General features: G+C 70.3%; 12 protein-coding genes and 1 tRNA gene. 4 read left to right on the top strand and 9 right to left on the bottom strand.

Annotated elements, in window-relative coordinates; translation table 11 throughout:
* Nucleotides 1-81 precede the first annotated feature (81 nt).
* Nucleotides 82-669 (bottom strand): TlpA family protein disulfide reductase, encoded by a 588-nt coding sequence (locus OG520_RS23850; protein WP_406014532.1) that lies wholly within the window; start codon nucleotides 667-669, stop codon nucleotides 82-84.
* Between the two features lie 465 nt (nucleotides 670-1,134).
* On the opposite strand from OG520_RS23850, the gene OG520_RS23845 reads away from it, so the two are divergent.
* A tRNA-Arg gene (locus OG520_RS23845) sits at nucleotides 1,135-1,207 on the top strand.
* A 306-nt stretch (nucleotides 1,208-1,513) separates the two neighbouring features.
* Here the strand turns inward: OG520_RS23845 and OG520_RS23840 are convergent.
* The 3 genes from OG520_RS23840 to OG520_RS23830 form a co-directional block, all read right to left on the bottom strand.
* The gene (locus OG520_RS23840) at nucleotides 1,514-1,975 is read right to left on the bottom strand and encodes a type II toxin-antitoxin system VapC family toxin (protein WP_406014531.1); all 462 of its coding nucleotides are present in this window, start codon (nucleotides 1,973-1,975) and stop codon (nucleotides 1,514-1,516) included.
* A complete protein-coding gene (locus OG520_RS23835; protein ID WP_073725748.1) occupies nucleotides 1,938-2,213 on the bottom strand; it encodes a hypothetical protein in 276 nt (91 codons plus the stop codon). The genes OG520_RS23840 and OG520_RS23835 overlap by 38 nt, the downstream gene beginning before the upstream one ends.
* A 701-nt stretch (nucleotides 2,214-2,914) precedes the next feature.
* Nucleotides 2,915-3,694, bottom strand: coding sequence for a calcium-binding protein (locus tag OG520_RS23830; RefSeq protein WP_406014530.1), 780 nt, complete (start codon nucleotides 3,692-3,694; stop codon nucleotides 2,915-2,917).
* Nucleotides 3,695-3,881: 187 nt separating this feature from the next.
* On the opposite strand from OG520_RS23830, the gene OG520_RS23825 reads away from it, so the two are divergent.
* Complete coding sequence (locus OG520_RS23825) at nucleotides 3,882-5,381, top strand: immunity 49 family protein (RefSeq protein WP_406014529.1); 1,500 nt, start codon at nucleotides 3,882-3,884, stop codon at nucleotides 5,379-5,381.
* A gap of 167 nt (nucleotides 5,382-5,548) precedes the next feature.
* On the opposite strand, the gene OG520_RS23820 is transcribed toward OG520_RS23825, so the two are convergent.
* From OG520_RS23820 to OG520_RS23800, 5 genes are all read right to left on the bottom strand, one after another.
* Nucleotides 5,549-7,135, bottom strand: coding sequence for an IS1182 family transposase (locus OG520_RS23820; protein WP_406014528.1), 1,587 nt, complete (start codon nucleotides 7,133-7,135; stop codon nucleotides 5,549-5,551).
* A 366-nt stretch (nucleotides 7,136-7,501) separates the two neighbouring features.
* Entirely contained in the window at nucleotides 7,502-8,392 is an 891-nt protein-coding gene (locus OG520_RS23815; protein WP_406014527.1) for a hypothetical protein, read from the bottom strand.
* Nucleotides 8,393-8,402: 10 nt separating this feature from the next.
* Nucleotides 8,403-9,158, bottom strand: coding sequence for a hypothetical protein (locus OG520_RS23810; protein ID WP_406014526.1), 756 nt, complete (start codon nucleotides 9,156-9,158; stop codon nucleotides 8,403-8,405).
* A gap of 50 nt (nucleotides 9,159-9,208) precedes the next feature.
* Nucleotides 9,209-9,490 carry a hypothetical protein gene (locus OG520_RS23805; RefSeq protein ID WP_399328154.1) on the bottom strand — a complete coding sequence of 94 codons (282 nt, stop codon included), beginning with the start codon at nucleotides 9,488-9,490 and terminating at the stop codon, nucleotides 9,209-9,211.
* A gap of 73 nt (nucleotides 9,491-9,563) precedes the next feature.
* Entirely contained in the window at nucleotides 9,564-10,454 is an 891-nt protein-coding gene (locus OG520_RS23800; RefSeq protein ID WP_406014525.1) for a hypothetical protein, read from the bottom strand.
* A 105-nt stretch (nucleotides 10,455-10,559) separates the two neighbouring features.
* Between OG520_RS23800 and OG520_RS23795 the strand changes: the two genes are divergently transcribed.
* Nucleotides 10,560-11,777, top strand: coding sequence for a CapA family protein (locus tag OG520_RS23795; RefSeq protein ID WP_406014524.1), 1,218 nt, complete (start codon nucleotides 10,560-10,562; stop codon nucleotides 11,775-11,777).
* 408 nt (nucleotides 11,778-12,185) lie between these two features.
* On the top strand, nucleotides 12,186-14,495 hold the full coding sequence (locus OG520_RS23790; protein ID WP_406014523.1) for a HAMP domain-containing protein: 2,310 nt from the start codon (nucleotides 12,186-12,188) through the stop codon (nucleotides 14,493-14,495).
* Nucleotides 14,496-14,498 lie beyond the last annotated feature (3 nt).

Below are 14,498 nucleotides of genomic sequence, written 5' to 3'. Positions count from 1 at the left end.
CTAAGCGCTTGCTCAGTACATTCGCGACGCTATGCCCGCCCCCGCCCCCCGTCAAGGCACCCCGGCCCCTCGCCCGCCGGCTCAGCGCCCGGCCGGGGACTCGGCCCGCGCGGCGGCGACGAGCTCCTCCAGACGACCTTCCCTGAGGGCCCCGGACGCCGTCGAGGCGACCCGTCCTCGCGCGTCCACGACGAGGGTGACGGGCAGCCCCTGAGTGGTCAGCAGCCCCTTGGGCAGCGCGAAGAGCTGCTTTCCACCGGGGTCGAGAATGCTGGGGTAGGGCATGTCGAACTCACGGGCGAAGGCACGCGCCGCATTGGCGGAGGCGTCCCGGTTCAGCCCCAGGACAACGACCCCCTGGTCCTTCATCTTCCGGTGGTAGCCCACCAGGACCGGGGTCTCCTTACGGCAGGGCCCGCACCAGGAGGCCCACGCGTTGACCACGACGGTCTTGCCCGCGTAGTCGGCGAGCCGCACCGGGCGCCCGTCGGTATCCATCCCGATGAAGTCCGGCGCGGCGGGACGGTGCGCGCTGTCTATCGTCAGCGTGCCGTCCTTGCCGCGGTGATAGCCCTCGGGAGTACCCGGACTACCTCCGATCGTGATCGCGCCGACGAGAGCGACGGCGCAGGCGAGGGCGGCCAGGAAGGGAACATAGGGGCGTTTCATGGGGGGTCCTTCGGGGCGACGGCGGTCAGGCGCCACCCGGCGTCCGGGCCCGGGGGCTCCCGACCCCGCACCACGCCGCTTCCCCCGGCACCCCGTACGGCAACACCCGGCACCCCAAGAGGCCCCGGAATCCGCGGTGCGGTGCGGACACGGCATGCGGGCATGCGGGAACACCCCCGCGCATGCTGAACAACGGTTCTTGCTGGTCAGTCAGAACGGTACGCCCACCCCCAACTCCCTCCGCGAACAACCCCCTTGCGACCGCCTCCCCCAAGGCCACCCCCGCACCGAACCCCACCCGCCAGGAAGCTGAACCCCACCCACGCGAAGGCCGAACCCCCGCCCCGACACGACACAGCACGCCGTCACCGAGGGCACCGGGACCCCCGCCGACCGGCCACACGACCGACCGCGGCCCCAACGGGGGCGACCTCCACAGGCCCCATCCGCTACGCTGTCAGCGCCGCCTTCGTAGCTCAGGGGATAGAGCACCGCTCTCCTAAAGCGGGTGTCGCAGGTTCGAATCCTGCCGGGGGCACAGCAGAGCAGCAGGCCAGAGGCCCTCTCGTCCTAGCGGGCGGCAGGGCCTCTGCGCTCACAGCACATATGCAGCACGAGCTGACCCGGCGCCGGGACGACCGGGTGTCGTCTTCTTCTCCTGGCGGAATCAGCCGGTAGTTCTGTTCCCCGCCCGCTCGCTCCGTGGGCGTTTCGGTGCTTGTCGACGAAACGAAAGCGGATCAGCCTTCGTCTTCTCGGGAATTCGGCGGCAGCCTTGCACAGGATCTCGTTGTCCTTCTGCGGTGTCGCACGTGACTCAGGAACGCTGACCGCTACGGCCCACTCACAGTCGCTGTTCCCACGGATTGACGACCAGAGCCCCGGTTCGGGCCATGTGTTTGATGTTGCGGGTGGCGACCGTCCAGCCGTTGGCCAGGGCGGTGGCGGCGATCAGTGCGTCCGGCGGATCGATGCTGGTGCCGGTGGCCTTGAGCGTCTTGTGGATGGCGAGGTAGGCAGCCGCCTCCCGTTCGCCGATCGGCGCGATGCGGTCGCCGTATTCGTGCCGCACCGCGGCAGAGGCTCGGGCGTAACGGGCCTGTCGTACGGGATCCGGGGCGGCGGCCACGCCGGCCCCAATCTCAGCGACAGTGATCACGCTCAGGAAGCGGTTGGGTCTAGCCGTGGAGCGGAACCATGCCATGACGCGGGGGTCGGGCTTCGCCCGGGTCGTGAGCTCGGCGACGACATTGGTTCGAACAGATGGATCACTCGGCGTCCGTCTGCTCGTCGTAGGAGCGGGCACCGAACTCCAGGCCGTCGAAGGGCTGGGAGAGCAGGAACTCCTCGAAGCCGTCGTTGCTCAGTGTCACCCAGCGATGGAGCATCTCGGGCAACGCCTCGATCTCCGTGTCGGCAAGCTCAGCGTCGAAGTGCCGGCGCTGGTCCTCCGGCAGGGACTCCCGGATGTCACGGATGGTCCGCAGGGGGTGCGACGACGGGGGCGGCGGCGAGTGAGACCCACCGCTGGGGGCTGTGGTCATCCGCATCGCCTCCGCTTGATCACGCCGTCTGCTGCTGGTACCAGGCTACGGGTTCCCGCCTGCCCGCCCCCAGTCTTTACGACGAGAGCGGGGCGTCCGTCCGCCTGCCAGCCGAGTGGCGCTGGCAGTTCTCGCGGATACGCCCGCCCTCCGTCGGTGAGGCTCCGCACCGGGGGCCCGTCCCAGCCCGGTGGCCGGCCGGAACGGATCCAGCACACAATCCAGCACACATGAGGCTGGGAACGGCTGAGAACAGACGAGAAACGTGGAGGAGTGATTTCGCAGGCCAGACGCCCTGAGGACGACGTTTACGCAGGTCACAGCACCGCCCAGGGAAGACTCCTAAAGCGGGTGTCGGAGGTTCGAATCCTGCCGGGGGCACAACACATTACGGCGCTGGCCTGGGGATTCTCCCCCAGGGAGGCGCTCCGCTCTGCCTCGGACTTCCCGTCCGGGGCCGTTCGCATACACGGACCGGCCACGCCCGCTCTCGGCGTCATCACGGGCGTACCGGACAGTGCGCGGACCCGTGTGGCGCCATGGATGGGACAACGTCCTGGGCTCGATACGGCAGATGCCCGACGCTGATCGATCGGCCAGGCAGGGGTGAGCCCGCAGGATCAGAGGATCAGCGTCATACCAGCGGGGGCGCCGCCCCGGTGAGGACGGCGCCCCCGCTCGGGAACGCTCTCAGTACGTGGCTATCGGACGTCGACGAAGTCGCCGGCCGCGTTGACCGCCGGAGTCGTCGCCGTGCCGGCGAAGCTGTAGCGGAAGTAGCCGTCGGTGGCGGCGGTGACGGTCGTCTTGAGGTTGCCCGTCGAGTTGGACTTGATCGTCTTCACCGTGGTGTAGGTGTTGCTGCCCTTCTTGCGGAACTGCAGCTTCACCGACTGGTTCGTGTAGCCGTGGTACTTGTTGTCCTCCCAGTTGGCCCGGGAGAGCTTGCCGGTGACCGTGATGGTCTTGCCCTTCTTCACCGGCTCCGGCGAGGCGTTGACCGTCAGCTTCGAGTAGCGCTGCACCTTGAATGTGGTGGCCGCGTCGCGGTGGATGAAGTTGGAGTCATTGGCGGAGACCAGCGTGCCGAGCTTCCAGGTGGCTGCCGCGTTGTTGCCGACGAAGCCGACCGACGCCTTCGGGTCGAACGTCAGCGTGCCGGTGCAGGTCGACGTGGTGGCGCTCGCCTTGACGCACTTGATCTCGTCGTCCCAGATCTGCGCGTAGTTCGGCTTCGGGCCGAAGGCGCTGATGTAGGTGGTCTCGGCGATACCGGAATCGTCCGACGCGGTCACCGAGACCTTGGCGGACACCACGTTGGTGGTACCGACCACGACCGGCTTGCCGCCGTTGATGACGACCTTGTCGATCGTGATATTGCCCGCGCCGCCGTCCTCCGCCTGGGCGGCGGTGGCCCCGATCGCGGTGACGGCCAGCACGGCGCCGGTGCCGAGCACGGCAAGGCGCATGGTTGTACGCATGAATTCCCCCCACGGATTCATCGATTGATCAGAGGGAGCGTACGGCGTTGGCCAACGGTTCACCACGCTGTTGTTCAACGCCGCGGAGCCGTTCTCAGTCGTAGGACGGGCGCGGTCGAGCTCGCCGGCCGGGGCCGGGGTCGGGGCGCGTCGCTCGTCCGTACGCCGCCTTCGTAGAGTCGGGGGAATGAACCCGGACCACGCTCCCGACACCGACGAACTGCTGCGCGGTACATACGCCCGACTGCTGCCCGCCGACTCGATCACCCCTGAGATCGCCGGTTCCCTTCGCTACGCGCGTCTCGTGGCCGACGGCCTCGTCTTCGCCTATGCCCTCGACCGGCCCACCGATGTACGGATCCTCACCGACCCGGACGTGGAGAGCGTCGGCCTGGAGGAGCTGGGGCGGGCGGCGTACGAGAACCTGATGCGCGTACCCGTCACGCACGAGGAGATCCCCTTCGAGGGGACGACCCTGCACTCCTTCTACGGCGACTCGCACTTCATCGGGAGCCAGGCGCTGTTCCTGTCCGCCGCGGTCCGGCAGGTCACCGGCGATTCGCTTCCGCACGCCGGTGCCCTCGTCGTCATGCCGAGCCGCCACAACCTGGTGTACCACCCGATCGCCGACGGCACGGTGGTCGATGCCGTCAACGGCCTCGCCTCCTACGCGCTGGGTGCCTTCGAGGACGGGCCGGGGGCACTGTCCCCGCGGGTCTACTGGTGGCACCGCGGCAGCCTGAAGTCGCTCACGGCCATCGACGAGGACACCCGGTCCTTCTCCATCCAGCCGCCGCCACAGCTGCTCGGCCTGATGAAGGGCCTGGTCCGTCTCGACCGCGCCGGACGGCTCGCCACCCGTACCGTCGCCGAGGCGCCCGCTCCCGGCCTCGCCGAACTCACCCGCGCCACAGCCGAGTCGATAGCGGGTCTCTCCCAGGGCCCGGCCGCCGACCTGGGCGGCGCCTTCGCCTCCGCCGTGGCCCATGCACACGCACACTGCGCCGCCGACCCCAGGGCGGCGCAGATCGGCACATGGGACGCCTGGGCCACCGCCGTACAGCTCGGCTGCGCCCTGTTCACCGGTGCGCGGACCCAGGACTGCCGGCTGGGCGAGGACCTCGTCCGGCAGCTGCCGGCCACGCCCGCCGCACCGCCCGCGGACGCCCGTGCCTGGCTCGACGCCCTCTACCTGGCGATCGTGTGCCGGGAGGGGGACCGGATCCGGCGGCTGTGCCAGGTGCCGCTGGAGACGCTGCGGCAGGACGACTCCGTCGACGCGTACGTGCTGTGCTGGATCGACACCCTGCAGACCTACTTCTCCGAACGCCACTCCATGGACGGGGTCGTGGAGAAGCTGGTCGCCACCATGAAGACGTCCGGGCCCGACGAGGTGACCCACGCGCCGATGGAGTTCGTGAACGGGATCGACTACCAGCCGGTCGCGCTCTTTCACCGCCTCGTCGCGCAGGACCACGACGCCTTCGCCGAGACACTCGCCGAAGCCCTCACGGAACACGGCGCCCACTGGGGCGAGTCGGCGGCACCGCGCGCCCGAGTGGCCCTGGGGCCACTGGCGATGGCGAGTCTCGCCTTCGACCACGGGTTCCCCATCGCTCCGGCGCAGCCGTACCTGCCCCTGTACCTGCTCAACCGCGAACGGATCGAGGAGATCCCCAGCCCCTGACCCCGGTCCCCCGCCGGGCCCTCGTTGGGCGTCGCCGGGCGTCGCCGGGCCGTCGGCTCACGGTGTGACACTGGCGAACTTCGGGGCCGGATCGCCGAGGTGGCCTAGGAGACCGCTGAAAATCTTGTCGAGGGGTTGTGCGGCCGCAGGCCGGACGGCCCCTTTCGCTATGCGGTGGCCGGGGCGAGATGCCAGATGTTGTTGGTGTGGGTGAGTCCGAGGGTGATCAGTCGGCGGAGGTTGAGAGCGGCGGCGCGGTGGTGGAGCCAGATGTTGTTGGCGATGACGCCCCGGTAAGGGACCCGGCGGTTGCCCTTGGCGACGAGCCAGGCGATGGCGCGTTCGACGGGTGGCCGCCATCGGCGGTACTCGTCCTGCCAGACGGTGTCGGTGGCGGCCTGGGCCCAGGCGGCGGCCAGCAGTTCGTACTGGGGGTGGACGTTGAGGGTGCGTCCGGTTTTGGAGGTGGTGCAACGCGTCCGAAGAGGGCAGCCCGTGCAGACACGCTTGAACTGGGCGGTGCGGGCGCCGTCCGCCTTGATCTGGCCAAGGCCGGCGGTGTGTCCCGCAGGGCAGGTCGCGGTGCCGGCGGCCAGTTCGATCCGGAAGTCGTCGATGGTGAAGCCGCCGGGGACTGCCTGCCGCAGCGGCGGCGGCTTGATCACCAGGGTGTGGCCGTCGGCCTGCAGTTGTGCGCGCAGATCGCCGGTTCCGTAGGCAGAATCGCCGAGCACGGTTAACGCCGTGCCCTCTTCCTCGTCGGCCAGCAGACCGCAGGCGACGGCGGCCTCGTGGTTGTCGGGGCCATAGCCGCTGGTCAGGGCGACGGCGGTGAACAGGCCTGCCTCCGGCTCGAAAGACGCATGCCCTTTGAAGCCGTCCTGGTGACGGCTGCGGTTCTTGTGGATGTGCCGTGCGTCGGGGTCAACGGTGGACACCGTCCGGTCGGCCACTGTGCGCTTGGCGATGCGCCAGCGTCCGTCGCGCCCGTCGGAGTCCTCGGCGGGTTCCACGTCCTGCCCGGCGACCAGGGCCAGCAGGCCGACCGCGTTCGCCGCCTTCTCGCCCAGGTTCTGCTCAGGCAGGTGTCCGAGCAGGTTGAGGGCGTCGGTGACCAGCGCGTCGACCAGCGCGGCGCGGGCCGTCTCGTCGTCCCAGGCGATCCTCGGTTTGCCCGGGTCGCTGTAGTCATGCGCCTGGCAGTGCTCCGCGGCCACTTCCCCGGCGCCGGGGACCTCGCGGATCACCCGGCGGACCGCGGAGATGATCTGGGTGACGGTGTCCTGGGTGGCCACCGCATCATCGAGCACCGTGGAGTCCAGCGCGCGCCGCTGCTTGCCCTTGAGCACGCCGGTCGCGGCCACGACTTCCTTGACCTTGGTGAAGATCCGCATCGGGTCGGCCGAATGACGCAGGCGGCGCCGGAAATACGTCAGCAGCGACGGATCAAACGCGGTGTCGTACAGCCCGAGCCCGCACGCGGCCTTCCACCGCAGGTCACACCGCAGTTCCTGGACCGTCTCGAAGTCCGACAGCCCCTGAAGGCTCTGCAGCACCACCGTCGCGGCCAGCACCTGCGGCGGCAGACTCGGACGGCCGTTGGACGACGGATACATGTCCGCGAACATCCCCAGCGGGAACAGCACCTCGCGATGTTCCGCCAGGAACGCGAACGCACTGCCGGCCGGAATCAACTCCCGGCACGTTTCCCACACATCCGGCCCGACCATCTCCCCGGCCCATTCCCCCTGCATGCCTACAAGATTGGCCCCGACTCCACCGAGCCGGGGCCAGAACCCGAGATTTTCAGCAATCTTCTAGGGCCTGTCCGGCGGATCAGGGTCGGACAGGGCGCGGCGTCTGGTGCGGTGCATCGCAAGGCGCCGGAGCGTCCTGATAGCGGAGCTGTCCGGGCGTTTCGGCAACGCCGCGAGGTGCCGTGCCAGACGCCACGCCCCCGGCCATGATCCGCCGGACAGGCCCTAGCAGTTCAGCGAGCCTGGCGGCGTCGCCGATGGCCTTGACGGTGTCCTGGGTCGCCGGCTCGGCCGGGACCCGGTGCTGAAGCAACAGGTCACGCCCTGATCGTCGCCACGAGCGCCTCGTCGGACGCCCCGTTGTCAGCAGTCGTGGCCGAAGTCGTCGCCGAGGGCTTCGAGAGTCTCCCACTTGAGGTTGGGTACGGTGCGCTCCGCGGTGCGCTCCGCGGTGCGCTCCAGTCTTTCGGCTCGGTATCCGCCGAAGGCCTTGCACCGGTCGCAGTAGAGGACGTAGCTGCCCACTGCTTTCGCCACATGGCTCAGGGTCATCGGTCCGCCGCACTGCCCGCACGGCTGGTACGGCCCGGCGGGGGCGTCGGCGTACTCGTGGCGTGGCAGCTGGCGGGGTTCGCAGAACATGCCGGGCAGGGTGTTGTTCTCGATGGCCGCGCGAGGCAGGCCGCCCAGGCCGAAGACGTTGCCGAGGGCTTCGTACACGAGTCCGTAGGAGGGTGCGTGCGGGGGCATTTCGCCGTCCTCGTCCTTCTCGGGTTCCTCATCGGCGTCCCAGCCGAGCCCGGCCAGGGCGTTGTTCAGGAAGTCGGGGCGGGAGCCGTTGAAGCCGCCGTCGAAGAAGCCCCAGAGGTGCTGCTCGTCGTGCATGAAATCGATCTGGGCCGGGTCCATGCCGGTGCACACAGCGCTCAGGGTGCGGATTCCGTGCGAGGGCTGGTGCCCGAAGGGGCTCTCGGGGCCGGTGCGTCCGAACTCCCAGTACGCGGTGCAGGGCAGCAGCACGAACGACCAGCCGTTGCCCGCGTCGCCGATGCGGCCGATGTCGGGGACGGACTGGTCCCATGGGGGCGCGGCCCTGTCGATCGCCGCGATGGTGTCCGCGTCCAGCACCGGTGTCCCTTCGGGGGATCCGAGCCGCACCGCCAGCTCCTCGGCCGGTATGCCCTCCGCGAGGGTGAGGTAGTAGCCCTCGAGACCGGGGTGGAGCCAGGCGAGCCCATCTCTGTGTTCGGTCATGCGTGCGAGCCTAGACGCGGGCGCTGACATGCCTGTCCCGCCGGGTCCTCAGGTCGCCCACGGAGTCCGCGTAGTAGGCCGACTCGGCCAGGTGGAAGGCGAGTTGGCGGAAGGTCCAGCCCGTTCCGGCCGACCGGTCGAGCTCGTCGGGCGTCAGGGCGTCCAGGCGGTTCGCCCAGATCCTGGCCAGACGGGTGAGCCGGCTGCGTGCCTCGTCGAGGTCGGCCGCGGTGAACGGGGCGAGGTCGGCCGCGGTGGTGGTCGCCGAGGCGTGCCAGTGGTCGGGCTGCGTCTCCTCGCCCACGAGCCGCGCCTCCATCTCGGCGAGATGGTCGACCATGTGGTCGGCGACGCGGCGGATCGCCTTGTGCGGGGTGTAGAGCCGGTCACCGGCGGGGACGGGGCGGCCGTCCCAGGTGGTCCAGGTCGCGGCGAGGGCCAGGACGTGGTCGACCATGGCCGTCAGGAGCTGCGCGGGGTCGCGGCCGTCGGTCGCCGGGGCCTCGTCGGGGATGTCGGGGGCGTTGCCGGAAGCGCCGGGGGCGTTGTGGGTAGTGCCGGGGGTGTTGTGGGCAGTGCCGGGGGCGTTGCCGGAAGCGCCGGGGGCGTTGCCGGAAGCGCCGGGGGCGTTGCCGGTAGTGCCGGGGGTGTTGTGGGCAGTGCCGGGGTCGTTGCCGGAAGCGCCGGGGGTGTTGTGGGCATCGGGGGTGTTGTGGGTATCGGGGGCGTTGCCGGAAGTGCCGTGTGCGTGCTCGGTGTTCGTCATGGTCCGACGCTAGATCCGGGACGCTTCGGCCACCGCCGAACCGTTCCGGATCAGGAGGACGTGACGTCCCTCGAACGCGGACGCCTGCCCGGGGAGGCGCAGTTGGGGCACCAGTAGCCCTCCTGCTGGATGAATATCCACCCGAGCTCCTCGATGTACGGGGAGGCGACGGTCGCACTGTGCAGCAGATGGCCGAACAGGTCGGCCCCGATGTCCGGCGGCGGTTCCGCGATGACCAGGTCGAACACGGCCCGCGCCTGGCAGCGTCTGCGGTCGCACGCGAGGTAGAACCGCACGGGGCCGGGCGGATCTCCGCCGGTGGTCAGGCTCATCTCTCCACTATGGCCGCGGAGTCGGCCGCGCGGTGCCGTTTCCCGGACAGGCAATGGACCCTCCCGGCCGGCCTCAGGAAGGCAGGGACGCCGCCATGGCCGCTGCCGCGCGGCGCATCCGGGACGCGTCGTCGCGGACGGTGCGGCTGAACTCCATGTGCAGGAACGGCACGCCCTGGGCCTCGGCCTCTCGGCCCTGTACGTTGCCGCGGCCCTCCAGTGCGCAGCGGCGGGCCCAGGCGCGGCATACGGCGAAGCCCTCGTGGCGCAGTGCCGTTGCGGTGCGGCGGGCGGTGGGGAGGCCCTTGTCCGCCGAGCCGAGGGAGGCGATCACGTCGTAGTCCGGTTCGGTGCTGTCCGCGAAGCCGTGGACCTGGAGACCGGGGAGGCGGCGTGCGGCCAGTTCGTCGCAGACGGCGTCGAACACGGTGTCCCTGCGGTGGGCCACGTCGGCTCGGCCCTTCCTGTCGGCGTTGCGGTGGGTTCCGGCCATGACCAGTACGCCGCCGCGCCTGGCCCGTAGCACCCCGATGCCGAGCTGTTCGCTGCCGGCGTCGGCCACTGGGTGCGGCACCTGGACCGACCAGCGGGTCGTGGCGCTCAGGTCGATGTAGACCCGGCCCCAGCCCCGGTGGCCCTCCGCCGCCCGGTCGGAGATCTCCGCGAACCGGCGGCCGGTCACGGTGTCGGTGAACGTCCTGACGGCGAAATCGATGTCGCCGAGGCGGCGCCCGGCTTCGGCCCGCTTGCCGTCGAGGAAGAGGCCCACGGCTTCGGCGGCGGTACGGCGCTGGGCGCGCAGCGGTGGCAGATAGTCACTGCGGGCGACCGTGTCGTGGGTGAAGTCCGTGATGCGGCGCGCGAGATCCACGCCGTCGCGGCCGTCCGCCGCGGAACCCTCCGGGCGGTCGTCCCCGTTCCCGGCGCCCGGTCCCCGGCTCCCGAATGGCGCAAAAAGGGTCACGAGGGCCCCCAGAGTGACAACCATCACGGCAATACCGATCAGTGTTCGCTTGATCGTTACCTTCGATGCCGGATTCCGTGTCATAGACATATAAAAATATCAGGGGTGTCCCGCCATTCGTCTTCGGTCTCCGTCACTCGCGCCACCGCGCCCGTGCTCCTCCTCGCGGCCCTCGTCGGCTGCTCGGTTCCGGGCGGTGACAGCGACTCCGCGGACGCGAAGGAAGGTCCTTCCTTCACCGTCGCCGCGGCCGGCGACGTCCTGATCCACCCCCAACTGACCGAGCAGGGGCGCAAGGACGCCGCGGCGGGCGGGGACAAGACCGGGAAGAAGATCGACTTCCATCCGCTGCTGGCCGGGGTCAAGCCCGTGATCAGCAAGGCCGATCTGGCGATCTGCCACTTCGAGCCGGTCGCGGGCAAGCCGCAGGGACCGTTCGAGGGCTTCCCCGACTTCGTCGTGCCGCCGCAGATCACCACGGCGCTCAAGGATGTCGGCTACGACACCTGCTCGACGGCCTCGAACCACACCCTCGACCACGGGGCCTCCGGCGTACGGAACACTCTCGACGCGCTCGACGGGGCCGGGCTCAAGCACACCGGGTCGGCGCGCAGCAGCGCCGAGGCCGCCAAGCCGCTGATCATGGACGTGAAGGGCGTGAAGGTCGCCCAGCTGTCCTACGCCTTCGGCTTCAACGGGCGCGAGGTCCCGGCCGACAAGCCCTGGCTGACCAACCAGACCGACTTCGACAGGATCGCCGCCGCCGAGAAGGCCGCCCGCAAGGCCGGTGCCGAGGTGGTGATCCTCAGCATCCACTGGGGTCGCGAACATCATCCGGACCCGAGCAACGGCCAGTTGAAGCTGGCCCGCAGGCTGGCGCGGGAGACCGGGATCAATCTGGTGATCGGCCATCACGCCCATGTGGTGCAGCCGATGGAGAAGATCGGCTCCACGTGGATCGCGTACGGCCTGGGCAACCAGGTGGCGCGGCACGACGTGCCGTCGGGGCTGACCGAGGAAGGCGTCATCGGCTGGTTCGAGTTCCACAAGCGCGGTGACACCTGGGACGTCGACGCCCGGTACGTACCGACGCTGCTGACGATCCCCCCGGATGCCGACGGCGGCGGTGCGCAGGAGCCCGATGCGGCGGTGGTGAAGGACCACCGGCTGGTGGATCTGGCCGGATCGCTGCAGAACCCCGAGGGCCTGCCGGCCGCCGAGCGGGCCAGGTACCGGATGGCCTTCCAGCGGACCCAGGGCACTCTGCTCAACCGGGGCGCCGTCGAGGACGGGCTGAAACCCTTGAAGGACCTGCCCGAGTGAGCCCCGGAACGAGCCCCGGAGTGAGCCTCGGAATGCCTCCCTGGAATGGGTGGGTCCTGAATGGATGAGTCCGGGACAAGTACGGGATCGAGCCCCGTCGACTGACCCGGCCTCCCTGACCCGCCCGACCGACCCGCCTGCCCGCCCCGCCCGACCCGCCCGGCCGATCCGCCGGGCTCCCGCGGCGGCCGGGACATGCGGATACATGCGGACGCATACGGACGCATACGGACGCCGGGACGGCTCGGGGAGGGGCCGCGGGCGGCAGGGGTTCCACCCCGGTGCCGGAAGTCGGAAAGCTCACACTCGCCACCCTCCGTACAACCTTCCGCAAAGCTTTTATGTCCAGCAAACGGCTGTGCCTCGTTCAGCACGCCGGAACCGAGCAGACAGTCAAAGGGGAACACGATGGCCGCTTCGTCCTCGAAGCGCCGGCACAAGGTCCGCCGGCGGGCCGATATGTCGCTGCTGGGTGGCATACGTCCCCCCATCGCGGTTCTCTCCGCGCTCCTGCTCTCCCTAGCGGGCATCACCGCCCTCGGCCTGGGAAGAGCGAGCCAGGACTCCGTACCGAAGGCGGTGCTGACCTCCCAGCAGCACTTCGCCGAGGACGGCGCCGTCACGATGCGTGCCTCGATCGACGAGAGCGTCACCGACCTGACCCGCACCGCGGGGCTCTTCAGCGCGGGCGATCCGGCCTCTCCCGACGCCGTCCTCGACAAGATCGGCAGCGTCTACCAGAAGTGGACGGGCACCGCCGTCGTCGAGATCGAGTCCGGCCGGATGCTCGCCGCGCGCGGGGAGAACGTCCCCGTCACCGCCATCGACACCGGCAAACTCGCGCAGAAGGACGGGCTCAGCCCGCGCATCGTACGGCTCCAGAACGGCGAGAGCAGGCTGCTCGCCTTCGCCCTGCTGTCCTGGCCGGACCGGCCGCAGCAGTTGCTGATCGCCTCCAACAGTCTCCGCTTCCCCGGCGTCAGCCGCGGGCAGTTCCGCTCGATCGCCGTCGTCGACACCACGGGGCACATCCTCAGCCGCGACGGCGTCCAGGAGCCGGAACAGGTCAAGACCGACAAGCAGCGCGCGGACGCCAAACGGTCCGCCAAGCAGCTGAACGCCTTCGCCGAAACGGCCGCGACCAAGACCAGGCAGCACCCGCTCAAGGCCAAGGAACCCGGCTCCGGCGGCTTCCCCGGCGTCAGCGGCAGCCTGCGCGGCAACAGCGTCCGCGGTGACCGCGCCGTCGCCGGCTATGCCGCGCTGGCCGGCCCGCAGCCGGGCGAGGGCACCGTCGCCACCTCCCTCGGGCTCACCGTCGTCGCCATGGTCGACGTCGCGGAGGACCCGACCCGCGTCGCGGGCCCCTTCTTCGGACTGGTCTCCGCCGCCGCCCTGCTGCTCATCGGCGCACTCGCGGTGGCGCTGCTGCTCGGCACCGTGCAACGGCCACTGCTGAAGCTGTTCCTGGAGAGCCGCCGGCTGACCCGGGGCGACCTGACCCGTCCGGTCTCCGTCCCCAGGTTCGGCGAGACGGCGCGCATCGGGCGCGCCCTGGAGCGCCTGCGCCGCCAGCTCCTCGGCGAACCGGCGGAGGGCGGGGCGGCCCAGGACGCCGGCGCCGGGCCTGGCCGCCCGGGGCGCCGGAGCCGGCTCGGCAGCCGCGCGCTCATCGTCATCTGCGGCGTCCTCCTGCTGGCCTGGTCCGCACCGATGCTGCTGCTCTTCAACCGCGCCGACTCCACCGTCGCCGTGCCGGAACAGGTCGTCAGCGACCAGCGCGAGCGCACCCACACCATCTCCGACCGGGTCCGGCGCGCGCTCAACGAGGGCCACGCCGACCTGGTGTCCGTCGCCTCGCTCGTCGGCAACCGCACCTCCCCCGACGACATGAAGAAGGTCCTGGAGCGCACCCGCACCGAGCACCAGCGCTACCGCTCGATCTACGTACGCGACGCCGACGGCACCGTCCAGGCCCGCGCCGGCGAGAAGCCGCACGCGCTGCCCAGCGGCACCAAGGGCAAGCCGCTCACCCAGCCCATCACCGTCCTGAACGAATCCGGCAAGGAGCCCTCCGTCGCCGGGTACGCGGAGATCCCCGGCCGGAACGGCGCCATGGTGATCGGCGAGTTCCGGATCGACTTCATCAACGGGCTGCTCAAGCGCCCCGGGCTCGGCCAGGTCCGGGTGGTCGACGACGAACACCGGGTCATCGGCGGCAACACCGGCTACCTCGCCTTCGATTCCCTGCCGGAGCGACTGGACGAGCTGGTCTCCGGCACGAACCAGCGGGTCGGCATGAACGCCCCCGCGGGCGCCGTCGTCTACCGCGACGGCGACGGTGTCCAGATCTCCGCCGCCGCCCCCTTCGCCGGTGGCGGCGCCGCGAAGCAGCTCCACTGGACGGTGGTCAGCTGGCAGCCCGCGTCGGGCCTCGCCATCCCCGAGTACAGCCTGCAGAACCGCACCGTTCTCGCCGGTCTGCTCGGCATCACCGCCGCCGTGGCCTGCCTCGGCTGGCTGTACATCGTCGTCGTACGTCCGCTGCGCGAACTGGCCGGAAAGGCCGAATCGCTGGCCGACGGCGACCGCCGCACCGTGCTCTTCCCGCACCACCACGACGAGGTCGGCGCGGTCACCCGCAGTCTGGAAATTGTCCGGCAGCAGCTCCAGGAGCAGCGCAGACGCGACAGCGCTCCCCTGGTCGGAAGGAACTGAACG

The organism is Streptomyces sp. NBC_00984 (genome assembly GCF_045162475.1).
GTDB lineage: Bacteria > Actinomycetota > Actinomycetes > Streptomycetales > Streptomycetaceae > Streptomyces.
The sequence above is the reverse complement of the archived record's forward strand: the minus strand, read 5'-3'. Positions and strand labels throughout refer to the sequence as shown.